A 26,037-nucleotide genomic window follows, 5' to 3' on the forward strand; every position below is an offset into this window, starting at 1 on the left:
CGACTCACCTCCCCCTACCTCTCCCAGCAGAAGGCCCAGCATGAACACGCAGCCCCAGACCGACTCGACGGCGATCTCACCCGAGCAGGCCCAGTGGGTCGCGCGCCTGTTCTCGACCACGGCGGACGCGATCGAGCAGTCGATCCACGGCAAGCGCCGTGTGGTCGAGCTGGTGATCGCCTGCGTGCTCGCAGGAGGCCACGTGCTGCTCGAGGACGTGCCGGGGACGGGCAAGACGGCGCTCGCCCGCGCCCTCGGCGAAGTGATCCAGGGCTCGTCATCGCGCGTGCAGTTCACCCCCGACCTGCTGCCGAGCGACATCACCGGCATGTCGGTCTTCGACCAGCGCGCGGGAGCCTTCGAGTTCCACCCGGGCCCGATCTTCGCGAACGTCGTCCTGGCCGACGAGATCAACCGGGCCAGCCCGAAGACCCAGTCGGCGCTGCTCGAGGTGATGGAGGAGGGCCGGGTCACGGTCGACCGCACCTCGCACGACGTCGGCAGCCCGTTCCTCGTGATCGCGACCCAGAACCCGGTCGAGCAGGCGGGCACCTACCGGCTGCCCGAGGCCCAGCTCGACCGGTTCATGGTGAAGACCTCGATCGGCTACCCCGACCAGGCGGCGATGACCCGGATCCTGCAGGGCGACCGCTCGCACCAGCAGCCCCTCGCCCCGGTCGTCACGACGGGAATGGTGACCCAGGCGCAGGACCTGATCAACCGCGTGCACGTGAGCCCGCTCGTCGCCGAGTACGCGGTGCGCCTCGTCGAGGCCACCCGCCGCGCGAACGAAGTGCGTCTCGGCGCGAGCGTGCGCGGCGCGCTGTCCCTCGTGCGCCTCGCCTCCGCCTGGGCCGCCGCGAGCGGCCGGCACTTCGTCACTCCCGACGACGTCCGCGACCTCGCGATGCCGGTGCTGACGCACCGCCTCGTGCTCGAGCCCGAGGCCGAGTTCGACGGGGTGACGGCGGCGCAGGTGCTCGGCCAGATCCTGCTCGACGTCTCCGCGCCCCAGGAGAACGGCTCGGTGTGAGACAGAACACCTCACGCGCCCCGATCTCCGACACCGGTACGGCGACCCGGGGCACCACCAGCACGCGCTTCGGCGACACCCAGCGCTCGACGGGATACCTCAGCGCTGGGCGCCGGCGCGCGCGCCGCTGGTGGCGCCGCAATCGACGCCGCATGCGCCGGACCGCGGAGACCGTCACGCCGACCGGCTACTTCGTGCTGGGCGCCGCGATCCTCTCGCTCGTGCTCGCCGCGACCCTCGGCTGGATCGAGGCCTGGTTCGTCGCAGCGGCGTTCGGGATCCTGCTGCTGCTCGGCCTCCCGTTCCTGCTGGGCTCCCGCGCCTACCTGATCCGCATCGCCGTCGACCGTACACGGGTGACCGCGGGCGGGCGGGTGCGCCTCGGCATCGAGGTCGAGAACGCCGGTGCGCGGCCCGCGCTCCCCGCGACCGCGGAACTGCCCGTGGGGGAGGCGCTGCGCGAGATCGCGATCCCGTTCATCGGGCCGCACGGCGAGACGACCGTCCCCGTGGAGATCGCGACGACCGCGCGCGGAGTCATCGGCGTCGGGCCGCTGAAACTCGCTCGCCGCGACCCGCTCGGGCTCGTACGCCGCGAGATCACCTGGCGCGACCGCCACCTCATCCACGTGCACCCGCGCACGGTGCTGCTCCCGCCGGGATCCGTCGGACTCGTGCGCGACCTCGAGGGCGCGTCGAGCCGCCGACTCACCGACTCCGACCTCTCGTTCCACGCGGTCCGCGAATACGTGCACGGTGACGCGCTCCGGCACGTGCACTGGAAGTCGACCGCGAAGACCGGCACGCTGATGGTGCGCCAGTACGAGGAGTCGCAGACCGCGCGGGCCGCGGTCCTCTTCGACGCCGACCGCACCTCCTACGCCGACGACGAGGAGTTCGAACTCGGCGTCAGCGCGGCGGCCTCCCTCGGCCTGCTCGCGGTGCGCGAGGGCCGCGAACGCTTCATCGCCTCGCAGTGGGCCCCCGGCCGGATCCGCCCGAGCATCGACGGGCTCGAAGAACTGCCCGCGCAGACGCCGACCCAGCTGCTCGACGCCTGGGCCGAGCTCGAAGGCGCCGAGGATCCACTGCCGATCGAACGCCTGGCGCGCAACCTCGCCGAGTCGCGGCGTCCGCTCTCGATCGTGATGCTCGTCACCGGATCGGTCCCCGACCCGTCGCGCCTGCGGCGCGCGGCCGCCGCGTTCGCCGAGGACATCGACGTGCTCGTGGTGCGCTGCGAACGGCTCGCCGACCCCGCCGCCCGGCTGTTCGACGCCGGAACCATGTTCACCGTCGGCGCGCTCGACGACCTGCCGCAGCTCATGGTGCGCGGAGGCTTCGCGTGAGCGGCGAGGTGCGGTCGGCCCCGCGACGACGCGCACGACGTTCGAACACGTCGAGACGGCCGTCCGCGGCGATCTCGCTCGGCGCGCTGCTGCTGAGCGCCGCCGCCGCCGCGCTCGGGGCCGCCTCGGCGATGCCGATCTACCGCACCCCGCAGGTCTGGCTCGTGGCGGGGGCCGGCTGGGCGCTCGCCGCCGGGATCGTGTGGTGCGGACGCCGGTGGGGCTGGGGCCTCATGACCCCGGTGGCGCTGATCGGCGCGTTCGTCGCGGCGGTCGTGCCGCTCGCCGTCCCCGGAGCCCTGGCCACCGGTCCCGCCGGCTGGGTGCGCGGGCTGAGCGACGGTCTCGCCTCGGTCGCGCTCGGCTGGAAGCAGCTGCTCACCCTGACACTGCCCGTCGGCAGCTACCAGGCGGTGCTCGTCCCGCTGCTCGTCGTCACGATGGTCACCACCGCGGCGGTCGTCGCACTCGCGCTCTCCGGACGCCGCACGGCCCCGTTCGCGGCGCTCCCCGTGCTCGTGCCGGTGCTCTTCGGCGTCGTGTTCGGCGCCTCTCGGGTCAGTGCGCCCCTCGGCCTCGGGCCGCTGCGGATCGAAGCGCCGAGGGAGCTCGTCCTGTGGGCCGGGGCCTGCCTGATCGGCGCGGTCTGGGTCGCATGGTCGTCCGGGATCGAACGCCGTGCGGCGCTCAGGCTGGGTCGCCTCGGCCAACCCGAGGAGCGTTCCGGCGGGGCGCGTCGCAACACCGCGATGCGCGCGCTCAGCGCCGCGGTGATCGCAGTGGTCGCGCTCGGCGCGGGCGCGCTGATCGCGCCGGCCATCGGCTCGGACCGCACGGTGCCGCGCGACAGCATCGATCCCCAGCTCGTCGTTCGTCAGCAGACCAGTCCGCTCGCCTCCTACCGGTCGGCGAAGCGGGACGACGAGTTCGATCGGACCCTGTTCACCGTGTCCGGGGACGGGGCGCTGCCGGCCCGGCTGCGCATGGCCGTGCTCGACGACTACGACGGGGTCGACTTCTTCGTGGACCCGGGCGAGGACGGCCGATTCACCCGGTTCCCGAGCGGCGATCCCATCGCGGAACCGACCGAGGTCCGGATCCGGATCGACGGCTACCGGGGGATCTGGCTGCCGGTCGCGCCCCCGCTCGCCGAACCGCCCGCCTTCCTCGGGCCGCGGGCGTCCGAGCTGGGCGACAGCTTCTACATCAGCCGCGGCAGCTGGGCGGCGATCGCGGTGCCCGGCGGCAGCGGTCTGCGCACGGGCGACGAGTACTCGGTCCGGATGAGCGCCGCCAGCGACGCCAAGCCCGCCGAGCGCCCCGCGAACGCGAAACCGCTCATCGACCTCGAACGCATGCCGCAGCTGAAGCGCTGGCTCGACGAACAGCGGCTCCCCGCTGACCGCGACGGACTTCTCGAAGCCATCGACCGGCTGCGCCAGCGTGGCTACCTCAGCCACTCGCTCACCGATGGCGAGGGCGAACGGAACTGGATCACCGCGCTCGCGCCGCAGTACGGCACGCGCTTCGTGCCGAGCGCCGGCGGGCACTCGGTCGCCCGGATCGAGCAGCTCTTCCAGCAGCTGAACGAACAACAGGCGGCCGCGGGCGAGACGAGCGACGAGCGGGCGCTCGTTGCGGGCATCGGCGACGACGAGCAGTTCTCGGCCGCAGCCGCGCTCATCGCCCGGGCTATGGGCTACGACTCCCGGGTCGTGCTCGGTGTGCGGCTCGGCGGCGAACGTGCGGGGGTGCCCGGTATCCCGGCGTGCGCCGAGGCCTGCACCGGCGAGAATCTCGCGGCGTGGATCGAGGTGCGCGGTGATGGTGGCGACTGGGCTCCGCTCGACACGAGCCCGCAGGTCGCGATGCCGCCAGTCACGCTCGACCGCGGCGAGCAGCTCCCCGAATTTCCGACGGTGCCCGAGGACCGCAATGCGACGGTCGCGGACCCGCCGAGCGGGTCGAGCAGCGACTCCACCGATCCGGTGCCCGACCCGCAGCGCAACAGCTTCGCGGCGCTCTGGCCGATCCTGAAGAGCGTGGGGCTCTCGGCGCTGGCGCTGGTGCTGCTCGCCCTGCCGCTGCTCTTCGTCCCGGTCGCGAAGCGGCTCCGCATCCGCCGCAGGCGGCAGACCGCGGCCCCCGAAATCCGCGCGCTCGGCGCCTGGGACGAGCTCGTCGACGGGTACACGGACAGCGGCGCCGCGCCCCGATCCCGGGGCAGCCGCCGCGATGTCGCCGAAGAGCTCGGGGTGGCCGGCGGTGACTGGGCTGCCTGGACCGTGGACCGCGCGGTCTACGCCCGAGAGGGCATCGGCGACGCGGAGGCCGAGCAGGTCTGGGCCGTGGTCGACGAGGCGCTGCTCGAACGGCGCCAGCGGATCGGGTTCTGGGGGCGGATGCGCGCGCGGTTCTCGCTGCGCTCGCTGCTGCCCGAAGCGCGGCGCGCACGGACCCGGCGCCCACGACGATCGCGCGGAGGGAGCCGAAGATGACGGAGGAACACGCAGGAGCCGGAACCGGCACCGGCCCGGGCGGGGAGGACGAGCTCGACGCGACCGTCGTCGCGCCGCGCGCCCGCACCGCGGCGGATGCCGCCGGATCGGCCGCCGAATCGGCCGCAGACCCGAAGGCGTCGGCAGCGCCGGACGACGCGACCATCGTGGCGGCTCGACCGCCGCGGAGTGCGGACCCTGCTCAGGCGGACGACGACGGGACGATCGTCGTCGCGCGGCGCCCGCGACCCGAGCAGACCCCGCGGCCCGAACCGACCGTCGAGGATTCGGGACGGTCGACCCGCAGCGGCACGGCGAACCCGGCGCCGCCCATCGAGGAGCCGTCCGCGGGGCAGCTGCCGGCCGATGTCGTCGCGCGCATGTTCAAGTCCCCGCTCGACGCGAAGCTGCGGATCCCCGACGCGCCGACCCCTCCCGAGGAGCACACCCTGCCGCGGCGGGGCGTCGCGCCGGGCATCCCGGTCCTGAGTCCGGTGCGGAGCCTCGGCGAAGCTGACGCGAGCCGGGGAAGCGCCCTCTCGGAACGGTTCGGCCCGCCGCCGGCGTCGGTACCCGAGCCGCCTTCGGCCGTGCGGGACGGGCTGCGCTCGACCGCCCGCGCGAACCGGCGCTTCGGGCTCGGTACGATCATCGGTCTCGGCGCCGCGGTCGTCGTCTCGGCGCTCGGCCTCTGGGGCGTCGCGGTCCTCGCCTTCGGCTAGCCGGTTCCGAACCTGCCGGGCACCTCGGAGCGGTACGGGACGACCGGGTCAGTCCTGCTGATTGGCGATCTGAACGAGTCGCGGCGGCTGCCCGCGGCGAACCAGCTTGCCTCTGCCGGGCACCGCCCCCGAGGCGTAGACCCCCGGCCAGAGCGGCCCCTCGGCGCGCTCACCGGACAGGATGATTCCCGTGCCCCCGGTGTCCTTCACGCTCTGCACCATGGATTCGAACATCGCGCGCGCGGCCCCGGCCACCGGTCGGGTGAGCACGACGTTGAAGTTGAGATCGCGTGAAGAGGCGAGATAGGGCATGAGCGGCTCGAGCGGCGACGTGCCTCCCGCGGAGAGGATGTCGTAGTCGTCGATGACGACGACGATGCGGAGCGACGCGTCGGCGCCCTCGTTCTGCCGCTTGTCGAGTTCGAGGGCGAGTGCGGCCGAGAGCTGCTTGGCTTTCACCGCGTTGTTCGCGTGTCCGCCGAGATAGTCGTCGGGGAGTGCGCCCGCGAGGCGTCCACGGGGTTCCATGAGGGCGACCACGAGCTCCTCCGGGGAGAGCCGGTCGATGAGCGCTGCGCACATCTGGCGGAGCAGCGTGGTCTTCCCGCTCCCCGCATCGCCGAGCACCAGGACGTGCTGATCGGCGCCCGCGAAGTCCAGGAGGACGGGTTCCATCGTGTCCTGGCGCAGGCCGATTGGAATCCCGTCGGGCTCCGCGAACGCGTCGGGGAGGGTCGCAGGGGCGAGATCCTCCGGGAGCAGGCGGATGGGAGAAGCCTCGGGTCCGTTCCAGGCGCGTCCGATCTGCTGGGCGAGCTCGGTCAGGGCGTCGCCGATCAGATCGTCCTCGACGTCCTCGATCACCGGCAGGGCGACCTGTGCGAAGAGCTGGCCGTCGGTGAGCACCCGTCCGGGCTGATTCGGCCGGATCGTCTCGGAGAGCTTCCGTTTGATCGTCGACTCGGTGGGGTCGTTGAGGCGGAGCTCGACGCGGTTCCCGATGAGGGGTTGGAGCCCCATCGTGACCTCGTTCCAGCGAGTGAGCGCGAGCACGAGGTGGACCCCGAAGGAGCTCCCGCGCGTGAGGAGGTCGGCCAACTGGTCCGCGAGGGCGTCGAAGTCCTGGCGGACCAGGCCGTACCCGTCGACGAGCAGGACGATGTCGGGCGAGACCACCTGCGGGAGCTTTCCGGCAGCGTGCGCGTTCCGGAACTGCGAGAGCGATTCGATCCGGTGGACGCGGAACAGGCGCTCCCGTTCGTCGATCATGTGCTGCAGCTCCTCGAGGAGCCTGACCTGCTGCTCCCGGTTCGCGCGAGTCGCGACTCCGCCGACGTGGGGGAAGTCCTCGAGCCGCGCGAGGCCCGCACCCGTGAGGTCGAGACCGTACATCGTGACCTGCTTGGGCGTGTGCGTCGTCGCGATACCCGCGGCGAAGGTGCGGAGGAAGGTGGACCGACCCGTCTGGGGCGCACCGATCACCGCGAAGTGCCCACCGGCTCGGGTGAGATCCACCGTCCAGGGCTGTTGCGACTGGCGCGCGGGCTCGTCGAGCAGCCCGATGGGGACCTGCAGCGGCGCGCGACGGTGCTCGTCGACGACTTCGAACAGCGGCAACCGGTCGGGCAGCGGCGGGAGCCAGACCGGCGTCGTCTGCAGTTCCGGAGCCCGGAGCCTCGCCACGGATTCCTCCATGAGGGAGCGCTTCGCACTCGCTGCGGGAGCGCCGGGACCCGCTCCGGCGTCCCCGGCGAACATCGCCTCGATGGTGTTGTAGGGCGGTTGCACGAACACCTCCCAGCCGTTCTCCTCGGCGGAACGCTCGAGCAGGTTGGGGCCGGGCACCGGGCCTGCGACGTATCCGGCCTTGAAACGGGTGTACACGGTCGTGTCGACCTTCAGGTACCCGTAGCCGGGGTACGGCGGGAGATGGAACGCGTCGGGGGTCTCGAGGATCACGGAGGACTCCTGCTCGGAGAACGTGCGAAGTCCGATCCGATACGACAGGTAGGTGTCGAGACCGCGCAGCTTGCCCGCTTCGATGCGCTGGCTCGCGAGCAGCAGGTGGATTCCGAGCGCGCGGCCGATGCGCCCGATCTGCAGCAGGAGGTCGATGAACTCCGGTTGCGCGGTGAGGAGCTCACCGAACTCGTCGATGACCAGGAAGAGATGCGGCAGCGGCGGCATCGCCGGGTTTGCTTCGCGTGCGCTCCGGTAGTCGGTGATCGAGGCGAAGCCGCCGGCCTCCTTCAGGAGGCGCTGCCGCCGGACGACCTCTCCGGAGATCGAGGCTCTGGCCCGTTCGATCAGCTGGGCGTCGTTCTCGAGGTTGTCCATGAGTCCGGCGATGTGCGGGACGGACTGGAACGGCGTGAACGCGGTGCCGCCCTTGTAGTCGACCAGGATCATCGCCAGGTCATCTGGCCCGTGCGAGATCACGAGGCTGAGGATGAGCGTGCGCAGGAACTCGGATTTTCCCGAGCCCGTCGCGCCGATGCAGATCCCGTGCGGACCCATGCCGCCGTGCGCGGACTCCTTGAGGTCGAGCGCGACCGGGGCGCCGTCGTCTCCGGTACCGAACGGGACCCGCAGGAAGTCGCGGGTCGAACGGCGGCGCCACTGCTCATGGGAGATGTCGGCGAGCGAGTCGACGCCGAGGATCTGCAGGATGTCGAGTTCGGAGCGCTCCTCGTCCGACTCGCTCCGCGACTGCGGCGAGAGGCGGAGCGGCGCGAGTCGCGCGGCGAGCGTCTCGAAGGGGATCGGGTCCAGGCGGTCCGGGACCGCCTCCACCGTGTCACGTCCCGGGAGGAGCCGCTCGATCTGCACCTGTTCGCCGGATTCGGCGACGGTGAGCCGGAGCTTCGTGTCGCTCGGTTCCTGCAGGCGGTCGGGCACCAGGGTGACGACGGTGATGCCGAGCTGTTCCGGGCTGAACCCCTCGGGAAGGATCAGGTTCTCGGCCCGGGCGCGCGAGTGGTCGAGCACGAGCACGAGCGGGGTCTCGGACGAGGCGGACCGGTTGCCGTTGCGCAGACGCGAGGCCGCCCGAGCCGTGCGTTCGGCCAGTTCGGCGCGGATGAGGGCGAGCAGTTCGCGCTGATCGGGCGCGATCCGGCGAGCGGGGAGCGGTCCGTCCCAGGTGTCCATTCCGAGGTGGGGCAGGAGATCCGCGTTCGGGAACTCGTGGAGCAGCTCCGGAGGGACCGCGAGCCCGAGCCGCACGTCCTCGGGAGCGTGGGACACCGCGATCTGCGCGATCAGGTTCCGGGCGATCGCGTGCGTCTCGGCCTCGGCCCCGACGATCGCGACGGTGCCGGCTCCGCGCAGCCCGATGGTCGCGGGCATTCCCGCGACGGCCGAATGCGTGCGGATCACGCTCTGCGCCTCGCCCGCCATGATCGCATCGTAGGGCTGCACTGGGTTGGCCCCGGGCGGGAGTTGCAGGTCAAACCAGGGCACGACGCCGACGCCGACGCGCACCTCCAGGAAATCCGGGTCGCTTCGACGTCGATCCCACAGCTGCTCCGGGTTGCGCGTGGCCTCGGACAGCTGCACCGGGTCGGGGTGCAGCACCCGCGCCCACGTCCGGGTGCGGGTGTGGGATTCGCGGAGTTCGGCGCGCAGATTCTCGAGGTAGTCGAGATAGCGCTCGCGCTCCCGACGCCGCGCTCGGGCGGCCTGACCGCGTTGCCCGACGGCCATCCCGATACCGCCGACGAGCGCGACGACGAGGATCACCGCGCCGATCACGACCATGACCGGGTTGGCCCGGAGCACCACGATCATCACGATCGACGACAGCGATCCGAACACGGGGAGGAGCGTGCGCAGCGGGAGGCCTCCGGGGACCGCGTCTCCCTGCTGCGGCGGGGCAGCGAGGACCCGCGGTTCCGGTCGCTCCAGCGGGGGGTTGATCCGCGCCGGCCGATGCACGAGCTTCACCATCGAGTCCCTCCCTGCAGCGGCTCGTCGGGGTCCGCCATGAGCGCAGCCGCGAGCGCGAGCGCGGACCGCCGGGTGCGCCCGCCCGGTGCGGATCCGGCGCGGAGCGCGTCATCGTAGGGAACCCCGACGACGGGGAACCCGAGCCGTTCCGAGACGATCGTCGGCCAGGTCGACCCCGTGCGCGTCACATCCGAGAGCGCGACCACGGGCCGGGAGGCCGGGCGCTGTTCCGCCACCGCGCTCGCGAGAGCGATCGCGGCTTCCGCGGCCTCTCGTTCGGCGCTCGCCACCAGGCAGATCGTATGGCTGAACCGGGCGATTCGGGCCGCCGTCTCGAACGGGCGGGCACCCCAGTCGGTGCAGGTGATGTCGAAATGGCGCACGAGGGGCGAGACCACTCGGTTCCAATCGGAGGGCTCGGCGTTCGTGAACGCCAGGGCCGCGATCCCGTCGCGGTACCCCAGCCACTGGCGCGCCTCCGCGGGAAGGCGGGAGGCCAGGGCGTCCGGCAGCGGCCTGCTCGACTGCAGGATCGTCCCAGCGGTCTGCCCAGGACTCGTATCGACCAGCAGCAGGCGGTCGGCGTGGGGCTGCCGCAGCTGCTCGAGCGCCAGACGGGCCAGGGTGGAGACCCCCACCGAGGGCTCCAGCGAGAGGAACGCGAGCGACCTGGACGCCGGAACCGGCGCCTCGGTCCGGGCTCGCTGGTCGAGGAAGGCGCGCTGCGCAGAGGCGGACAAGAGGAACGGCGGCATCAGAACACCCGGAGTAGCATCTCGTAGATGCCGAACACGCCCAGCATCAGGGGGAGGACCGCGAGCGCCGCGAGCGCCTCGAGCAGATCCCCGAGCCTGCGCAGTCGCACCCGGGAATGGGGCCGGGGGCGCAGCAGCGCGAGCAGGAGCGCGGTCGCGATGAGGATTCCTGCGGCGACCGGCAGCACCCACGCCGGATCGTGCGTTCGTGCGAGACCGCCCGCGAAGAGGCCCAGCAGGGAGAACCCCCAGAGCGCCAGCCGGTGCGTCGGGAGGGGCATGATCCTCGTGCGCAGGAGCATGATGAGGAGCAGCGCCAGCCCGAGCAGCGTCGTCCAGATTCCGCCGTCGGAGAGGAGCACCGCGGCGGACAGGCCGCCGACGCCCGCCACCGCGAAGATCGCCCAGCCGAATGCCCCGTAAGCCCGGGCCGCGCGGTCGACGACGCCGACCCGCGGGACGAGCTCTCCGGAGAGCCCGCGATCGTCCAGGAGGGACACGCCCGCGAGCGACAGCGCCGCGGTCGGCAGCATCCCGAGCGCCAGGACCAGCAGCGGAACGAGCACGGCCGCGGTCTCGGCCGGAGTCGCCCCGAGGGCGAGCGCGATGAGAGCGGTGATCGCGCTCAGACCGCCCGCGGCCGCACCGAGCGCGGCACGGCGACCCCCGCCCGCTCCGAGCTGCACCCAGAGCAGGAGCAGCGCGGTGGCGATGGTCACCGGAACTCGGGAGCCGGGGAACAGCGGGGCGACGAGCAGCGAAAGGGCCGGGACCGCACCGATGCCGAGCGCCGCGGCGAGCATGCCGGCGCGGAGCGACATCGCCCATCCGAACCCGAGCGCCGCGACCAGCGAAACGATGAACAGTGCGGGGCTCAGCCAGACGGCCTCCGGGAAGCGCAGGGTGATGAGCGCGCTCACCGCCCCGAGCGCGACGGCGGCGACGGTGAACCGGTGGGCGGCGCCCCAGGCGGATCCGATCTGCTCGAAGTGCTCGGCGACGGCGTCGGTGACGTCCGAGACCTCGGGAGGCGACGGCGCTTCGGACACCGGGAGGACACGGAGGACCGTTCCCGTCGCGATGTCCTGCTCCGCCAGGGACGCGGAGAGGTCGAGCTCGGTGCCGATCGGCGTCACCAGGGTGAACCCGGCCGGCGACGGCTGCTCCTCGAGGAGCATCGTAATGTCCGGGAGCAGCGATGCGAGGGGTTCGTCTGCGGGTACCACGATGGTGGCGCGCTTCGATGCACCCCTCACGATCATGCGGATGGAATCGTTCACTGCGACTGGGCTTTCTCGTGGACGGCGGTCGGGACGACCGGGGCCGGAACGGCCTTCGGCTGCTTCAGCGTGGGCAGGACGCTCAGGACGAACGAGACTCCGACGCAGACGGCGCAGGCGACCGCGGCGATCACGAGGCTGCCGATGAGCCGCCCGGTGAGCGTGGCGGCGCCGCGGCCGATTCCTGCGCGACCTCCGACGAAGGCGCCTCGCAGTCGTTGCCGGTGCGTGGAGACGGCCTCCAGGAGCGCCTGGTCCTCATGCCGGCTCATCGGGCCTCCAACTCGTGGGTACGGGTGCGCGGTTCGACTCGGAGCCGGTGCCCTCCGGCGAAGACCCGTTCGCCGACGCGGAGGACACGGGGAACATGGGCGACCAGCTCGTCCTCCTCCACGAACGTGCCGTTGGTCGATGCGAGGTCCGTGATCGACATGGTGCCGTCGGCGGCCTGATCCAGCCGGAAGTGGACCTTCGAGAGCTCCCGGTGCAGGTCGGGGACGGCCACCGCGACGGCGTCGGCATCCGTGTCCTGGCTCGGATTCCTCCCGATGAGCATCACCCGAGCGGTGGGGAGCCGGACCTCGTCGTCGATGACGAGCACCGCGGCGCCCTGCCTGAGCGGAGAAGCCACCCACGCGGTTCGCTCGAGGTCCTCGGGGAGCCCGGACACGGCATCCGCCGGGGGGACCGGCGCGGCGGTCCCGGGGTCGGGCGACGGGCTCTCCCGGCCCTCCTGAACCGCGACCGCGGCGCTCGCCGAATCGGTCGCGGTGCTCGCCGGGGCGCGGAGCGGCGCCGGGGCCGCGGGCAGCGCCGGGACGGCCCAGTAGGGATCGAGCGGGTCGTGCGCGCCGCTTCCGCGGACCCTGGCGAAACGGAGCCCGGACAGGCGTGCACCGGGCGCCGAACCGGTCTCGGCCGAGACCGCGCGGATCCCCCAGACGAGGCATCCGAGACTCCGCCCGCGGCGGAGGAAGCCCGCCAGCTGCAGCAGGAGCACCGCGCAGCAGAGGAACACCGCGAGCGCGACCGCGCCGAGCGGCGCGAGCAGCAGCACGGGGAGGACCGGCGCGAGCACGTCGACGAACATCGCGCCTATGATGCGTCCGGCGCTCGCCAGGGTGAACGGGCCCCGATAGGGGCGCGGCTGCACGATCTTCGGCGCTGCGCGAACGATCGGAACGCCGCAGCGGGGGCATGCCGCGGCGCGCGACGGCACGCGGAATCCGCACGACGGGCAGGGCAGCTCCCGACTCGCGCGTTTCGCGACCATGCGCGGCCTCCCTGGTGATCGGTCCCTGCCCTGCCCCACGACGCGTTTCGCGTCTCGGACGACTCGTACAGTCTAGGGAAAACAGGATCGAGGGTTCGACTTTACGGCGAAGATGAAGAATACTGGGCGTCATGAAGTTCGCTATGGGCTCAGAGACCCTCTCCCAACTCACGAAGAAGACCTCGTCTTCGAACGACGACCTCGGCGCGCTCGTCAAGCAGCTGGTGCAGGCCGGCGAACCCCTCGAGGGGAACTTCAACGGCGCCGGCCGAGCCGCGTTCGACCGTTTCAAGGCGCAGAGCGATCAGGTCGCCGCCGAGCTGAACGCCGCGCTCGCCGCAGTGCTCGGCGGTATCGCGGGCATGGATCTGTCGTTCAAGGAAGGCGACCAGGACATGTCCGATCAGACCAGGCAGACCGAGAGCTCGGTGTCCTTCGACGCCGCCCGCTTCTCATCGAGCCGCTGACCCGCACGCGAGAGAAAGACACCACACATGGCTGGGAACCAGTTCGAACGCCGCGATTTCGACCTCGCGGCCTCGCAGTCCGCGCAGGAGAACTTCCTCGCCGTCGCCGCTCGGCTCGAGACGCTCATCGAGCAGCGTGATGCCGACGTGCGCACCGCGATGAGCGACTACGAGGCGACCGGCGTCTCCGACGACTACGCCGCGAAGGAGCTCCGCTGGAAGAACGCGGCCGACGGCGTGCGCGAGATCGTCCACACGCTCAAGCAGTCGATGGCGCAGAACGACGAGACCGCGCAGGCGGCGATCAACAAGGCGAAGTCCGCGGTCGCCAACATCGGCTGATCGGGCCGTCTGGAGTGTTTGGATGACGCAGTTCGAGCATCCGCTGCTGGACTTCGGAGAAGGGCCCTACGCCTGCACGGAATCGTTCGCGGCGACGATCCATTTCAGTGAACCGCTCGCGGATTTCCTCACCGCGGCGCACGGCGCCGGCCTGACGCCTGTCGTCGTCGCCCGCGCGGATGCCTGGTGGTCCTTCGCGGCGCGTTTCTACTGCGAGGCCTTCGGCGCACGCCGGCTCGTCTGGGTCAGCGGAGGCTTCATGGACCTCGATTCCGGCGCGCGCGGTGGGACCGTGTCCGAGGCCTGCGCGGGACCCGGTGAGCCCTGGACGGGCGAGTGGCCCTCGGAACCCGATGCGCTGCAGGCGGTCGTGATGGCGTCGGCGCACCACAGCGCATCCGTGGAGGTCGAGATCGGTTCGTTCGCGGAGATCCTCGCGGAAGGGCTCGCCGGGTGCGGCATCAGCGCCTGGGGCGCGCACGAACCGGCTCCTCTCGTGTGGGAGAAACGGCGCTACACCGAGTACCTGCGCTCGCAGATGCCGACGATCCGCACCTTCCTCTCGGGCGGCGGAGGCGTGTTCCAGGGCGTGCATTCCGTGTCCCGGACACCGACCGGGGTGATGGAGATCGTGACCGCCACCATGCCGGTCGCGCCGATCGGCACCCCGTTCCCGCAGGTCGCATCGACCGCGACGGACGTGCTCTCCCAGGTCGCCGACTCCGTATCGATGCCGATGATCGGCTCCGTCTGCGTGATGCCCGGCTGGCGGAGCGGAGCGTACCCGTCGGCTCCGACTCCTGCGATCGTTCCGGCCGCCGTGCTGATCGGCCCCCGCGCCGTGCGTGCGCTCGGCGTCGACCTCGAGGCCCTCGCGACCGAGCACCGTATCAGCGCTGCCGGTCGTCGGCGCCTGCCCTCGGTGATCGCAGGCTTCGACGGCGTCTCGGGCACGCCGTGGCAGCAGGCGAAGAGCCTTGCCGAAGCATTCGGCGAATCGGCGATCGTCGGAGCGCTGGACGGGGGTGGTCGGTGATGCCGGTCGAGTTCGCACTGTTCGCTCCCGGCCCGATCTCGGTCGAGGAGCAGCGGGGCATCGCCGAGGTGATGAATCCTCCGCTGGTCGCCACGCAGACTCGGGACGGGGGAACCCTGGAGTTCACCGAGTTCGACGGGACGCCGGTGATCACCCTCGGGCGCGCTCGCGTCGTGGAGACCCAGGCCGACCTCCGCCGCGTATTCCGGCACGAGGTCGAGGTGCCCGATGACACGACCTGCTGGTACGAGGGGGCGGGTCCGCAGGGCAGCATCGAACGCGGACTCGCGGTGCTCTTCGGGCTCGCCGAGCTGTCGGGAGGCACGCCCGTGGTGAAGGGAATGCAACTGTGAGCGGTTGGCAATTGGACCCGCAGGGCATCAACACGACCCTGCAGAGCACCGAGACCGCATTCCTGGCGCTGTCGACCGCGCTGAGCGGCATGGGCGAGAGCGTGCAGCAGCCGGTCATCGACGGCGGCGGTGGCGACGGGATCGTCGCAGGCGCCCTCCAGGCGTTCCTCGTCGATCAGCGCGACGGCAGGCTGAAGCGGATCGGCGAGACGGTCAAGAACACCCTGAACTGCACCTCTGCGGCGGCGAACTGCTACTTCGCCGGCGACGAGCAGATGGCGCAGAACTCGATCACCGCCGCGGGCAAGGCGGCCAGCACCAGCGACACCACCCGGTTCTGACCCGGTACGACCAGAAAGTTCCCCACCGTGGCAGATAGCAGAACGTCGAAGTCGTCGGACGGACTGATTTACCCTCCGGGTATCCCGACGGACGATCTCAAGCCCGAGTCCATCACGAGCGCCGCCGACGCGCTCGACCTCGTCGCAGGCAAGGTGAGCGCCAGCGCCGACGGCGTCGACACGGCCTGGACCCCGATCTCGGCGTCGTTCGTCGCGCCGGATGCGCAGATCGTCTACGGCGGTATGGCTCCGGCGACCGCGTCGACCCGCACGGTCGCGAGCAAGCTGACCAAGGTCGCCGCTGCGCTCCGGACGTACGGCCAGGAGCTCGTGGCGGTGAAGAAGTCGCTCGAGGCGGTCAAATCCGAGGCCGCCAAGTGGCTCGCCTCCGACTTCGACAGCGAGAACCGGGTCTGGGTGCTCGCCCATCGTACGAAGGCGTACGAGTGGGATATCCAGGTCTCCAAGGTGAACATCGTCACCGACCCGTTCGAGTACCTCAGGGGACGGGGCGAGACGGTCCGCGCGGGCTGGCTTGGCTACCCCGAGATCCGTGCGTACTGGCGCGAGTCGGGAGACCACGTCGAGCGCAACAACGAACTGCTCGACAAGGTCGCCGACGCCTACGCGAAACTCAATGCGCTCCAGGTCGAGTGCGCGAATGCGATCAACGCGCTGCGGGACACCGCCGGTGAGAAGCTCAAGGCGATCGACGCCGAGGCGCTCAAGATCGGCGGCGAGCACGCCGCCGACCTGCCCTGGGGAAAGCAGGCGGAGCACGAGCGCACCTGCACCGAGAACTTCGGCCAGGGTGCCGCGAACACGGGCATCTCCCTGTTGAACTTCGTGGGGGTGAACTACGAGGGCCGTGAGTGGTCGTGGACCTGGGAGACCTTTGGGAACACCTGGGGTGGGCTGCTCGACGGGGCGAACTCGCTGATCGCAACGGTGAATCCCCTGGTCTGGGGACTGGCGCTGCTCGGCGACAAGGAAGCGCAGAAGCTCTGGGGTGACTCGTCAGCGAAGTCTCTGGAGATGCTGAAGGGCATCGTCTCGTGGGACAAGTGGTTCACGAACCCGGCGGAAGCCGCGGGCGAGGTCGCTGCGGGATTCGTCCCGATCGCCGGCTGGGCGGGCAAGGGATCGAAACTGGGCGCGGGCGCCCGTGCACTGGCCCGTGACACCGCGGAGGCTATTGCCAAGCGTGCGGCAGCGGCCGGTGAGCGGGTGACGCGTCTCCTGGACGATCTCAAGAACCCGAAACCGCCGAAGGTCGATGTGGCGGACGGGGTCAAGGGTCCGCATGCCGGCGAGGGACCCCGGGTCGAGATGCCGGATCGGAGCGGGTCGCAGGCGCCGCACGTTGAGCGCGGCGGTGAGACCGGTGGCGGTCCGAAGCACGACGGGGATTCCGCGGGGCAGGGTTCCCCCGGCCATCATGAGGGCGATTCCGGGAACGGATCCGCGGGGGACCGGGATCCTGCGGGGAATCCGAAGGGCGACTCCGGCCATGAAGGCTCGGGCGAGGGGTCCCACGGCGATGGTGGGCAGCGGCCCGATCCGGGCAAGGACACCGGAGGGCCGGATGGCAGCGGTGGCGACTCGGGCGCTCATCCTTCTCCGGTCGACGCCGGACCGAACGGACCGGACCACGGTCCAGGCTGGGAGCGGACCCCGGCGGATCAGGAAAAGGGCTATGTGAAGGGCGACGGCGACGGGCGCACCTATCCCGATAACGCCGACAGCGGCCCGTATCCTGTGAAGAACGATCTGAACCAGAAGACCTGGGACCTGATCGCCGATCCGGATGCTCCGTACGGGCGCGATTACAATACGAACCAGCCGCTCACCAAGGCTGAATACGACGAGAGATTCGCGAAGCCTGGGGCAGAGGAAGGGCAGGCCTGGTGGCGCTATCCTTCGAATGATGGCGCCGTCCCCGGATCGCGTGTGGTGTACTCGGATCCCGCGGAGTTCCTGAGGACATACGGCGTCCAGGTCGACCGGATCGGCGCACCCAACGGCGGATACCTCGGCGTGTTCGAGCATGGCAAGCCCGCCACCTTCGAGCAGCGTGGGTTGCCCGTGGACTCGCTCAATAAGCCGTACTATCAATACGAATTCGCTGGGGACGCTATCGAGCGAATGAAGGCAGATGGCGTGAGGCTGGAAATATCCAGAATCGATAAGGCGTTCGGTCGGGACGGCGGAGGCTTGCAGCTTCGGATCCTGGAGAAGGATCTCGAGAGCGGCAAGTGGAAAGAGCTGAGTGTCAGCGAAATGGAGATGCGAGGCTACCTTGGATAAGAGCGTCCTGTCGTGGAGCGCGGATTTTGTGTCCTGGATGTCGGAACTGGAAGCGCCGGGGCAGTCGGTCTACTTCTCGGGGCCGGGGGATAGCGCTCGCCGGACATCATTTACCGCGGACCATGGCGAAGTGGCCTATGTTCTCGAGGCGCTGCCGGATGGATGGGTTCGGCTTTCGAAATCCCTCCGGGGCTCTTCGCCCGAGTTTGTGTACGATTTCGCAACCCAGGAACAAGCCGAGGCGTACCTCTGCGTGGCATACGCCGACCTGGTGCGGGACAGGCTGGGCTACATTCATAAATCGCCGGAGGATCACCTCGACCCGAAGCAGAGGGTGGGCCAGGAATCCGGCCGCCTGGAAGTGAGATTCGTCCCGTGGCAGGGACCCGAAGCATTCGACGGTCCGAGGCGAATGCGGGTCTTCTCCGCTCAGGGCATCGACTGCTTCCGCGGCGCGTATCCCTTGGAGGACGTGCCTCGAACTCCCGGTCGAATTGATCGCGCGGTGGCGTTGAGCTGGTACATCGATCAGCCGCTTCAGCAGGTCCTCGAGTCACTGCGCGATCCGAGCGGGGGGCCTCTCTTCGAACTCCTCGGGGACCGACGCGCTTAGTGCTCTGCCTCGGTTGTGGAGACACGATCGCCGAGCGGTCCAGATGGGGCTCCAAAAGTGCCGGGAGTTGACCGCGGGACACGGTTCACAGCAGTCTTCCTGGCCCTGGGTCATCCGACCGAATGCTACTGTTCGAGTTCTTCACAAATTTCTGAGGTGGGGGAGATGACCTACGTCGGAGTACACGTGTTTCGGCAGGAGAATCCGACGCCGTGGTGGCTGCTCTGGGGCGGCATGAACGCAGTGCTGCTGCTCCTTCTGGGCGTTCGCGCAGCGATCGCGCTCGTCGTGGAGCGGTCCTGGATCGAGACCGCGGTCGCGATCCTGCTGCTGCTCGTCGTCAATGCGATCCTCGTCCCGATCCTCGCCCTCAAGCTGCGTAGACGCATCGCGCTGGACTTCGACGCCGGCACGATCGGCACCGAGCGGACCGGACCGATGCCCGCCGCCGAGTTCGTCATGATCGTCGACAACGCCCGCACCTTCCCGCAGCCGGCGCACCTGGTGGAGTTCTGCTTTCAACGGGGCAGCGTCGGCGTCGAGGTCGGCGCGTTTCGTCAGCGCCCGGAGTTCCGTGCGCGCAATGAGGCGCTGCTCGCCTTCCTCTGGACTTGGCTCCCGGTGCCGCAGCAGCATCGATCCGAGCTCGCCCCGGGGCCGGTTCCCGGGATCACCCGCGCCGCAGTCGGCAAGGAGGAAACGCTTCGACTGCTGCGACTGAGCTGATCCGTGGGCGATGCTTCGGCAAGGAGGCTCCGGAACCGGGGGAGGATTCAGAATTCCGGATCCGCGAATTCCGCGGTATTCTGCGGCAAGGTTTGCCGCCGAGCTGCCGGTAGGGAAGAATCGGCAGCGTATCGGCGCTTGCGGGGAACATGTAGAGGAGTTCGCGATATGGGGAATGCTCCCTTCTGGGTCATGTTCGGAGTATCCGGTCTGATCGGTCTCGGACTGTACATCTGGTACCTCGCCGCGCTCTCGCGGCTGTTCCCCAAGCTCGACCTGCCGTCATCCCACGGCTGGATCCCCGTCTGGAACGACTGGCGCCTGCTGCAGCGCGCCGATCTGCCGGGCTGGCTGATCCTCGCATTCCTCGTGCCCGGTCTCGCGATCGTCGGCTACATCGTGCGACTGATCGCTTACCACCGCCTCACCACCGAGGCCCGGGGCAGCGTCGGCTACACCGTCGCGGGCGCGTTCATCCCCGCGCTCTGGGCGACCCTGCTGAACGGGCACATGGCGCGTTCGGGCGGCGGCGTGATGCGCCAGTCCTCCGGATTCTCCGATTTCGCTCCGGCCGGTCAGCAGCCCGGTGGATTCGCACCCCAGCCCGGCGGGTACGCGCCCCAACCGACCCAGCAGCCGACCGGTTTCGCACCGCAGCCCGCGCACCAGCAGTTCGGCGCTCCGCCCGCCCCCGCGCAGCCCGTGGCGCCGCAGTTCGCGCCGCAGCCGGCCCCCCAGCAGAGCCAGCCGCAGTCCGCCGCCTATCAGCAGCAGACTCCGCAGCAGCCGGCGCCCCCGCAGCCGTTCGCGCCGCCGCAGCCTCCGGTCGCCGCGCAGCCCGCGCCGGCCGTGCAGGATCCGTGGGCCGTGCCGCCGGCGCAGCCCGCACCGGAGCCGACCGGCTTCGACGCGCTCCTCGCCGAGGCGCAGCAGCCGGCCGCGCCCGAGGCTGCGCCCCCGGCGCCGAGGCACGCCGCCCCCGAGGCGGCTCCCCAGCTCGACGGCCCGCTGGGCGGCGATACCGAGCGCGAGTACGCCCGGCTGGCGGCCGAGGGCCTCCAGGCACCGCCGGCGTCCCGGCTCGAGCCGCAGGCGCCTCCGCAGCCGTTCTCCTGGCCGGGTTCCGCGCCCGCGGCACCCGCGGCCGATCCCGCTCCTGCCGCACCTCCCGCGGCGGCGCCGGCCGCGCCGGCCGTGCCGCCGACTCCGGTCGCGGCACCCGCTCCGGTGCCGCCGATCGTCAGCGCTCCTCCGACTCCCATTCCGGTCGCACCGGCGGCCGACTCGGCGCTCGATCCGTCCGTCGTGAACACCGACTCCGAGTCCGCCTACACCACGCGCAAGGTCCGCAAGGCGGAGCCCGCGGCCGACGCCGCTGACGCGGCCCAGCAGGCGATGCCGGCCGAGGTCGAGCGCACCGACGACGAGCTGGATCGCACCGTGGTCGTCGCCCGCCGTCCGCGCATCGACTGGGTGCTGGAGCTCCCCGATGGCGAGCGGCTGCCGCTGCGCGACGAAGAGGTCATCATCGGCCGGAAGCCGCGCGGGCCCGAGGGCATGGCGCTGCTCACGATCCCCGATCCGACGCGCACGCTCTCGAAGTCGCACGCGCGCCTGCGGTACGACGGCGACATGTGGTCGATCGAGGATCTCGGCTCGACCAACGGCCTGGTGCTGCTGTTCGACGACGACACCGAAGAGGACGTGACCCCGCACTCGGAGGTGCTCGCCACCGAGCGCATGGTGATCGGCACGCTCGAGGTGCGGCTGATCCGCAACGGTGACGCGTGATCCGACTCGAAGCCGCGGCCCTCACCCACCCCGGCCTGCGCCGCGCGGTGAACGAGGACTCGCTGCTCGCCCGGGACCCGGTGTTCCTGGTCGCTGACGGCATGGGCGGCCACGACGCGGGCGACCGCGCCAGTCACGCCGCCATCGCGGCCTTCTCGGGGCGGTTCGCCGCGACGCCCGAGGGCGTACCGATCACCCAGATCGAGGGCGCCATCGACAGCGCCCGCGCGGCGGTCGCGGGGCTCTCCGCTCAGACCGAGCGCGGCGCCGGCTGCACGCTCACCGGCGCGATCCGCACCTCGGTCGAGGGCGTACCCCACTGGTACGTGCTCAACATCGGCGACTCCCGCGTGTACCTCCACCGGGGCTCCGAGCTCGTGCAGGTGACCCGCGACCACTCGCTGCAGGAGGAACTGCGCGCGGAGGGGAGCGCGGACGCCGGGCGGGTGTCCCGCAACGTGATCACCCGAGCCCTCGGTTCGCTCGACTCCCGGCACGATGCCTGGCTGGTCCCCATCGAAGCGGGAACGCGCGTGCTGATCTGCTCGGACGGGCTGACGACGGAGGTCGGCGACGACGACCTGCGCGCGGTACTCACGAGGACCGCCGACGTCGACGCCGCGGCCGACGAACTGGTGCGGCGCGCCTGCGCGGCCGGCGGCCGGGACAACATCACGGTCGTGCTGGTCGAGGTGGCCGGGGGCGGATCCGCGCCGAACGGCGGGTTCGACGACGAGGACGAGAACGACCGGACCATCGAACGGACCCGGCCCGGCGTGCGGGCCTGAACGGCGCGGAACGTCCCTCCGAGCGGGCGTTCAGAGCGCATCGTGGGAGAATGCTCCGGTGCTCGCGCCGGGGATCGACCCCGCGCGACCGCTGCGAGGAAGGAACACGGTGAGGATCGAAGTCGAGGCCGTCACCAAGGGGCCGGGCGGCCGTGCGCTGCCGCAGACCTCGCTGACCGTCGAGAGCGGCCGTGCCGTGTTCGTCGAGGCGGAGACCGCCCAACGGCCGACCGTGCTCGGGCTCATCGCCACGGGCCGCATGAAGCCCGACACCGGCTCGGTGCGCCTCGACGGCGAAGCCGACCGGCGCGCGCTGCGGCACCGCACCGCGCTCGTGGACGCCCCCGACGTGAGCGAGCCGCACGGCGACGTCCGGCTGGGCGACGTGGTCGCCGAGGAGCTCATGTTCGCCGGGCAGCGCCGCGGGCTGCTCGCGGTGCGGCGAGAGCTCGACCGACTCGGGCTCCGCGACGAGGAGCGCACGATCATGGCCGACCTCGCGCCCGGGGCGCGCGTGCGTGCGCTGAGCGAGCTCGCCCTGCTGCGGCCCGACGTCGAGGCGATCGTGATCGTCTCGCCCGACCGGCACGGCGGCGATCCGGAGGAATGGTGGCGCATCTCGTGCGAGATCGCCGAACGCGGTACCGCCGTGCTCGTGATCGCCGGCCTCGCGGCTCGCGCCGCGATCGAGGCGCACCCCAACGGGTGGGGGACCGGCGAGGTGACGCCGCTGCGCGCCGAGCACGCGGCGAGCATCGCCGCGGCGCTCGCGGCCGATGAAGCCGGTGCGGCCGAAAGCGCCGGTGCCGCCGATCCCGGTGCCGGAGCTGCTGGCGCCGACGAGAACGGAACGGGAGCAGACGCGTGAAGATCCTGCAGATGATCCGCTCCGAGTTCGCCCGCCTGTGGGCGACCAAGATGGCCCGCCTCGCGTTCGTGGCGCTCATGTGCGTCCCGCTGCTCTACGGCGGGCTCTACCTCTGGGCCAACCAGGATCCCTACGCCAAGCTGGACCAGGTGCCCGTCGCGCTCGTCGTCTCCGACGAGGGCGTGCAGCACGGGGACACGACGCGCAACGTCGGCGACGAGGTCGCGAAGCAACTCATCGACGACGGCAGCTTCGACTGGAACCGCGTGAGCGCGAAGGAGGCGAAGCGCGGCGTCGGCGCGGGCGACTACGACTTCTCGGTCACGATCCCGAAGGACTTCACCGCGGCCCTCGAGTCGTCGCGCGGCACCGACCCGCACCGCGCTGAGGTGCTGCTCACGACCAACGACGCGAACAGCTATCTCGCCTCGACCATCGGCGAGCAGGCGGTCAAGCAGATCCGCCAGCAGATCGTGAAGTCGGTCAACCAGGAGGCCGCGAAGCAGTTCCTCGACGGGCTCGCCCAGGTGCGCACCTCGCTGGGGGAGGCGCACGAGGGCACCGTCAAGCTCGGCACCGGCGCAGGCTCCGCGAAGGACGGCGCGAAGAGCGCGAAGGACGGCGCGGGCAAGCTCGCCACCGGCCTCGATCAGCTGCGCACGGGGACCGCGTCCCTGCCCGCCCAGACCGAGCAGCTGGCGAACGGTGCGGCGAAGGTCGCCGGGGCCGACGCCGAGATCGCCCGGATCGGGCGCGAGGTCGCGGGCGGCAGCCAGCAGGCGGTGGATCGGCTGGCGGGGGATCGTCAGGCGATCATCGACGAGCTGAAGAAGGCCGGCCTCGACCAGGCGGCCATCGACCGGGTCGCGGGCCGTCTCGACCAGGCCGGCTCCGCGCTGCGCGAGGCGAACACCAAGGTGCAGGGTGCGAGCTCGCAGCTCGACCAGCTGCAGGCCGGATCCCAGCAGGTGGCCGACGGTGCGCGCAAACTCGCCGACGCCACCCCGCAGCTCGCGAACGGCATCGCCACCGCGGCGGACGGAGCCGGAACGCTGACCGACGGGCTGGGGACGCTCGAGACCGGACTCGGCACGCTGCAGAACGGCATCGGGACCCTCGGACAGGGGCTCGCGGCGGGCATCGAGAAGATCCCCGCGAGCGACGCCGCGCTGCGCGCGAAGCAGGCGCAGAACATCTCGGATCCGGTCGACGTGCAGACGTCGAAGGTCACTTCCGCCGGCACCTACGGCGCTGGTCTCGCTCCGTTCTTCGTGAGCCTCGCCGCTTGGATCGGCATCTACGCGCTCTTCCTGATCCTGAAGCCGGTGTCGCGCCGGGCGATGACCGCGCTGCGCAGTCCGCTGCCCGTCGCGCTCGCGGGCTGGGCGACCCCGGCCCTGCTGGGCGCGATCCAGATGGCCGCGCTCTACGCGATCGTCACGGGGACCCTGGGCTTCAGAGCCGAGCATCCGTGGGCGGTGTACGGCATGATGGCGCTCGCGTCGGCCACGTTCGCGGCCATCATCCTGGCGCTCAACGTCTGGTTGGGCAGCGTCGGTCAGTTCATGGGCCTCGTGCTCATGGTGCTGCAGCTCGTCACGGCCGGCGGTACGTTCCCCTGGCAGACGCTGCCTGAACCGCTCGCGACGCTGCACCACTACCTGCCGATGTCGTTCGCGGTCGACGGGATCCGTCAGGTGATGTACGGCGGCAACCTCTCGCATGCGGTCAACGACGCGCTGCTGCTCGGGCTCGTGCTCGTGGCCGCGGTGCTGCTCTCCGCGGTCGGTGTGGGACGGCAGATGCGCTCGCGCACGCTGCGCGACCTGCAGCCGAGCCTCATCGGCTAGCACCAGGGGCGGGCCCGCGCCCTTCCCCCGACCATCGAGGTCGCAGTTGCGCATGGAATACCCGGCTGTTCCATGGACGACTGCGCTTTCGATGGGGAAGCGGTGCGTCTGAGGGACCTCGACTCCGGGAGGGCGTGAACCCGGCTGGGGCTCGCGCGCCCGGCTTCGCCAACCGGCTATGTCATATTTCTGCGGTGCACGCGATGACGCGACGCGTGCAATCGCCGCGGAGAGAACGGAAACCAGCGACCGCGGATCCAGTGCGCGCACACACGCGCACCGGCGTGTTGGAACTGTGACCTTTTCCGGTTCCTCGACGCCCCGACGGTCAGTACCATTGCACTGGTAGTCGAGGCGGACTCCCGCGGGAGCCGCACCGATCCGACGATTCGACGAAGCATCACCGGAAAGGAACACCGATGTTCTCACGCCCCTCCACCCGCCGACTGGCAGCTGCCACGGCGCTCGCCGCAGGCGCGGCACTCGCACTCTCCGGCTGCTCGGGCGGCCTCGCAAGCGGCGGCTCCGGCGGCGGCGACGACAAGGGCGCCATCAAGCTCGGCATGCTCGCCCCCTTCTCGGGATCCGAGGCCGCCTTCGGCGACTACATGAAGAACGGCGCACAGCTCGCCATCGACGAGATCAACGCCAAGGACGGCGTCGACGGCCGCAAGCTCGAGCTCGTGACCGAGGACGACGCCTGCGACGCGACCACCGCCGTCGCCGCCGCGCAGAAGCTCGTCACCGCGGGCGTCAAGGGCAGCGTCGGCGGATACTGCTCCGGTGCCACCCTGCCGACCCTGCCGATCTTCAAGGACGCCGGCATCGCCATGGTGATCCCCGCCGCGAACTCGAACCAGCTCGTCGGCCAGGGCGCGTTCCTCGTCAACGGCACCGGCACGCAGCAGGCCGAGGCGGCCGTGAAGTGGATCACGAAGGCGAACGCGAAGACGGTCGTGATCGTCGACGACAACCAGGCCTACCCGAAGGATCTGGGCGATTCGATCGAGAAGCAGGCCTCCGGATTCACCGTCAAGCGCGAGCACGTGAACCCGAAGGAGAAGGACTTCTCGGCGAACGTCAACAGCATCCTCTCGTCGAAGCCGGACTACGTCGTCTGGACGGGCTACTACCAGGCCGGCGGCCTGCTCATCAACCAGCTCCGCGGCGCGGGCTACGCGGGCCCGATCCTCGTCGGCGACGGCTCGGTCGACGCGCAGCTCTCGGCCATCGCCGGGGCCGACTCGATGAAGGACGTCTACGGCACCTTCACCCGCACGCCCGACATGCTCGAGAACGGCGACAAGTGGATCGCCGACTACAAGAAGGTCTCGGGCGGAAAGGCCCCCGGCCCCTACTCGATCCAGACCTACGAGGCGGTCAAGGTGATGGCGCAGGCCATGACCGACGCCAAGGGCACCGACTACACGAAGGTCGTCGACGCGCTCAAGGGCCTCAAGGACTTCCCGCTGCTGACCGGCAACCTGACCTTCGCCGCCGATGGCTCCCGTGAGGGCGGCGGCTTCGTGATCGTCGCCCCGACCGGGACCGACGGCGCGTTCGTGCTGAAGGACGACCTGAAGTAGCGAGCGCTCGAACGGCCCGCAGAATGCCCGCTGATTGAGCGAGTTCGCGAGTCGAAATCGAGGACCCCTTGGTTTCGACTCGCGGGCTCGCTCAACCGGCGTACGCGGATC

At 70.8% G+C, this 26,037-nt stretch carries 22 protein-coding genes; 17 read left to right on the plus strand and 5 right to left on the minus strand.

Annotated features, from left to right (window positions below; genetic code table 11):
• The first annotated feature begins 40 nt into the window (after positions 1-40).
• From BMH31_RS08275 to BMH31_RS08290, 4 genes are read left to right on the plus strand one after another with little or no spacing between them, the layout of a single operon-like run.
• On the plus strand, positions 41-1,033 hold the full coding sequence (locus BMH31_RS08275; protein WP_099723436.1) for a MoxR family ATPase: 993 nt from the start codon (positions 41-43) through the stop codon (positions 1,031-1,033).
• Entirely contained in the window at positions 1,030-2,382 is a 1,353-nt protein-coding gene (locus tag BMH31_RS08280; protein WP_099723435.1) for a DUF58 domain-containing protein, read from the plus strand. Before BMH31_RS08275 ends, BMH31_RS08280 begins: the two co-directional genes overlap by 4 nt.
• Positions 2,379-4,880: a transglutaminase domain-containing protein gene (locus tag BMH31_RS08285; RefSeq protein WP_099723434.1), complete on the plus strand. Its 2,502-nt coding sequence runs from the start codon at positions 2,379-2,381 to the stop codon at positions 4,878-4,880. Before BMH31_RS08280 ends, BMH31_RS08285 begins: the two co-directional genes overlap by 4 nt.
• Entirely contained in the window at positions 4,877-5,602 is a 726-nt protein-coding gene (locus tag BMH31_RS08290; RefSeq protein ID WP_099723433.1) for a hypothetical protein, read from the plus strand. The genes BMH31_RS08285 and BMH31_RS08290 overlap by 4 nt, the downstream gene beginning before the upstream one ends.
• A 48-nt stretch (positions 5,603-5,650) precedes the next feature.
• Here BMH31_RS08290 and eccCa read toward each other — a convergent pair whose 3' ends face one another.
• From eccCa to BMH31_RS08315, 5 genes are all read right to left on the minus strand, one after another.
• Complete coding sequence (gene eccCa, locus BMH31_RS08295; RefSeq protein ID WP_099723432.1) at positions 5,651-9,550, minus strand: type VII secretion protein EccCa; 3,900 nt, start codon at positions 9,548-9,550, stop codon at positions 5,651-5,653.
• Positions 9,544-10,188 (minus strand): hypothetical protein, encoded by a 645-nt coding sequence (locus tag BMH31_RS08300; protein WP_143469827.1) that lies wholly within the window; start codon positions 10,186-10,188, stop codon positions 9,544-9,546. Before BMH31_RS08300 ends, eccCa begins: the two co-directional genes overlap by 7 nt.
• Positions 10,189-10,304: 116 nt before the next feature.
• Positions 10,305-11,585: an EsaB/YukD family protein gene (locus tag BMH31_RS08305; protein ID WP_099723430.1), complete on the minus strand. Its 1,281-nt coding sequence runs from the start codon at positions 11,583-11,585 to the stop codon at positions 10,305-10,307.
• Positions 11,582-11,857: a hypothetical protein gene (locus BMH31_RS08310; protein WP_099723429.1), complete on the minus strand. Its 276-nt coding sequence runs from the start codon at positions 11,855-11,857 to the stop codon at positions 11,582-11,584. The genes BMH31_RS08305 and BMH31_RS08310 overlap by 4 nt, the downstream gene beginning before the upstream one ends.
• Positions 11,854-12,858 carry an FHA domain-containing protein gene (locus BMH31_RS08315; protein ID WP_099723428.1) on the minus strand — a complete coding sequence of 335 codons (1,005 nt, stop codon included), beginning with the start codon at positions 12,856-12,858 and terminating at the stop codon, positions 11,854-11,856. Before BMH31_RS08315 ends, BMH31_RS08310 begins: the two co-directional genes overlap by 4 nt.
• Before the next feature lie 131 nt (positions 12,859-12,989).
• On the opposite strand from BMH31_RS08315, the gene BMH31_RS08320 reads away from it, so the two are divergent.
• From BMH31_RS08320 to BMH31_RS08380, 13 genes are all read left to right on the plus strand, one after another.
• Entirely contained in the window at positions 12,990-13,325 is a 336-nt protein-coding gene (locus tag BMH31_RS08320; protein WP_099723427.1) for a hypothetical protein, read from the plus strand.
• Between the two features lie 27 nt (positions 13,326-13,352).
• Entirely contained in the window at positions 13,353-13,667 is a 315-nt protein-coding gene (locus BMH31_RS08325) for a pore-forming ESAT-6 family protein (RefSeq protein WP_099723426.1), read from the plus strand.
• Positions 13,668-13,689: 22 nt separating this feature from the next.
• Positions 13,690-14,703 (plus strand): DUF6177 family protein, encoded by a 1,014-nt coding sequence (locus BMH31_RS08330; protein WP_099723425.1) that lies wholly within the window; start codon positions 13,690-13,692, stop codon positions 14,701-14,703.
• On the plus strand, positions 14,703-15,056 hold the full coding sequence (locus tag BMH31_RS08335) for a hypothetical protein (protein ID WP_099723424.1): 354 nt from the start codon (positions 14,703-14,705) through the stop codon (positions 15,054-15,056). Before BMH31_RS08330 ends, BMH31_RS08335 begins: the two co-directional genes overlap by 1 nt.
• Entirely contained in the window at positions 15,053-15,397 is a 345-nt protein-coding gene (locus BMH31_RS08340) for a DUF6507 family protein (protein ID WP_143469828.1), read from the plus strand. Before BMH31_RS08335 ends, BMH31_RS08340 begins: the two co-directional genes overlap by 4 nt.
• A 27-nt stretch (positions 15,398-15,424) precedes the next feature.
• Positions 15,425-17,704: a glycohydrolase toxin TNT-related protein gene (locus tag BMH31_RS08345; RefSeq protein ID WP_099723422.1), complete on the plus strand. Its 2,280-nt coding sequence runs from the start codon at positions 15,425-15,427 to the stop codon at positions 17,702-17,704.
• A complete protein-coding gene (locus BMH31_RS08350; RefSeq protein WP_143469829.1) occupies positions 17,697-18,317 on the plus strand; it encodes a hypothetical protein in 621 nt (206 codons plus the stop codon). Before BMH31_RS08345 ends, BMH31_RS08350 begins: the two co-directional genes overlap by 8 nt.
• 165 nt (positions 18,318-18,482) lie before the next feature.
• Positions 18,483-19,043 (plus strand): hypothetical protein, encoded by a 561-nt coding sequence (locus BMH31_RS08355; protein ID WP_099723420.1) that lies wholly within the window; start codon positions 18,483-18,485, stop codon positions 19,041-19,043.
• Positions 19,044-19,211: 168 nt separating this feature from the next.
• Positions 19,212-20,834 (plus strand): FHA domain-containing protein, encoded by a 1,623-nt coding sequence (locus BMH31_RS08360; RefSeq protein ID WP_099723419.1) that lies wholly within the window; start codon positions 19,212-19,214, stop codon positions 20,832-20,834.
• Positions 20,831-21,622 (plus strand): protein phosphatase 2C domain-containing protein, encoded by a 792-nt coding sequence (locus BMH31_RS08365; RefSeq protein ID WP_099723418.1) that lies wholly within the window; start codon positions 20,831-20,833, stop codon positions 21,620-21,622. The genes BMH31_RS08360 and BMH31_RS08365 overlap by 4 nt, the downstream gene beginning before the upstream one ends.
• A gap of 109 nt (positions 21,623-21,731) precedes the next feature.
• A complete protein-coding gene (locus BMH31_RS08370) occupies positions 21,732-22,490 on the plus strand; it encodes a hypothetical protein (protein ID WP_199068265.1) in 759 nt (252 codons plus the stop codon).
• Positions 22,487-24,340, plus strand: a complete 1,854-nt coding sequence (locus tag BMH31_RS08375; RefSeq protein ID WP_099723417.1) for a YhgE/Pip family protein — start codon at positions 22,487-22,489, stop codon at positions 24,338-24,340. The genes BMH31_RS08370 and BMH31_RS08375 overlap by 4 nt, the downstream gene beginning before the upstream one ends.
• A gap of 419 nt (positions 24,341-24,759) precedes the next feature.
• Positions 24,760-25,926 (plus strand): branched-chain amino acid ABC transporter substrate-binding protein, encoded by a 1,167-nt coding sequence (locus tag BMH31_RS08380; RefSeq protein WP_099723416.1) that lies wholly within the window; start codon positions 24,760-24,762, stop codon positions 25,924-25,926.
• The last annotated feature ends 111 nt before the right edge of the window (positions 25,927-26,037 follow it).

Origin of the sequence: Leucobacter sp. OLIS6 (genome assembly GCF_002752355.1) — a bacterium.
Classification (GTDB): Bacteria; Actinomycetota; Actinomycetes; order Actinomycetales; family Microbacteriaceae; genus Leucobacter.

Excerpts from the sequence above, each read along its gene's own strand:
- BMH31_RS08275 (WP_099723436.1), top strand. The coding sequence starts at position 41 with ATGAACACGCAGCCCCAGACCGACTCGACGGCGATCTCACCCGAGCAG.
- BMH31_RS08290 (WP_099723433.1), top strand. The coding sequence starts at position 4,877 with ATGACGGAGGAACACGCAGGAGCCGGAACCGGCACCGGCCCGGGCGGG.
- eccCa (WP_099723432.1), bottom strand. The coding sequence starts at position 9,550 with ATGGTGAAGCTCGTGCATCGGCCGGCGCGGATCAACCCCCCGCTGGAG.
- BMH31_RS08310 (WP_099723429.1), bottom strand. The coding sequence starts at position 11,857 with ATGAGCCGGCATGAGGACCAGGCGCTCCTGGAGGCCGTCTCCACGCAC.
- BMH31_RS08315 (WP_099723428.1), bottom strand. The coding sequence starts at position 12,858 with ATGGTCGCGAAACGCGCGAGTCGGGAGCTGCCCTGCCCGTCGTGCGGA.
- BMH31_RS08320 (WP_099723427.1), top strand. The coding sequence starts at position 12,990 with ATGAAGTTCGCTATGGGCTCAGAGACCCTCTCCCAACTCACGAAGAAG.
- BMH31_RS08325 (WP_099723426.1), top strand. The coding sequence starts at position 13,353 with ATGGCTGGGAACCAGTTCGAACGCCGCGATTTCGACCTCGCGGCCTCG.
- BMH31_RS08330 (WP_099723425.1), top strand. The coding sequence starts at position 13,690 with ATGACGCAGTTCGAGCATCCGCTGCTGGACTTCGGAGAAGGGCCCTAC.
- BMH31_RS08335 (WP_099723424.1), top strand. The coding sequence starts at position 14,703 with ATGCCGGTCGAGTTCGCACTGTTCGCTCCCGGCCCGATCTCGGTCGAG.
- BMH31_RS08355 (WP_099723420.1), top strand. The coding sequence starts at position 18,483 with ATGACCTACGTCGGAGTACACGTGTTTCGGCAGGAGAATCCGACGCCG.
- BMH31_RS08360 (WP_099723419.1), top strand. The coding sequence starts at position 19,212 with ATGGGGAATGCTCCCTTCTGGGTCATGTTCGGAGTATCCGGTCTGATC.
- BMH31_RS08380 (WP_099723416.1), top strand. The coding sequence starts at position 24,760 with ATGTTCTCACGCCCCTCCACCCGCCGACTGGCAGCTGCCACGGCGCTC.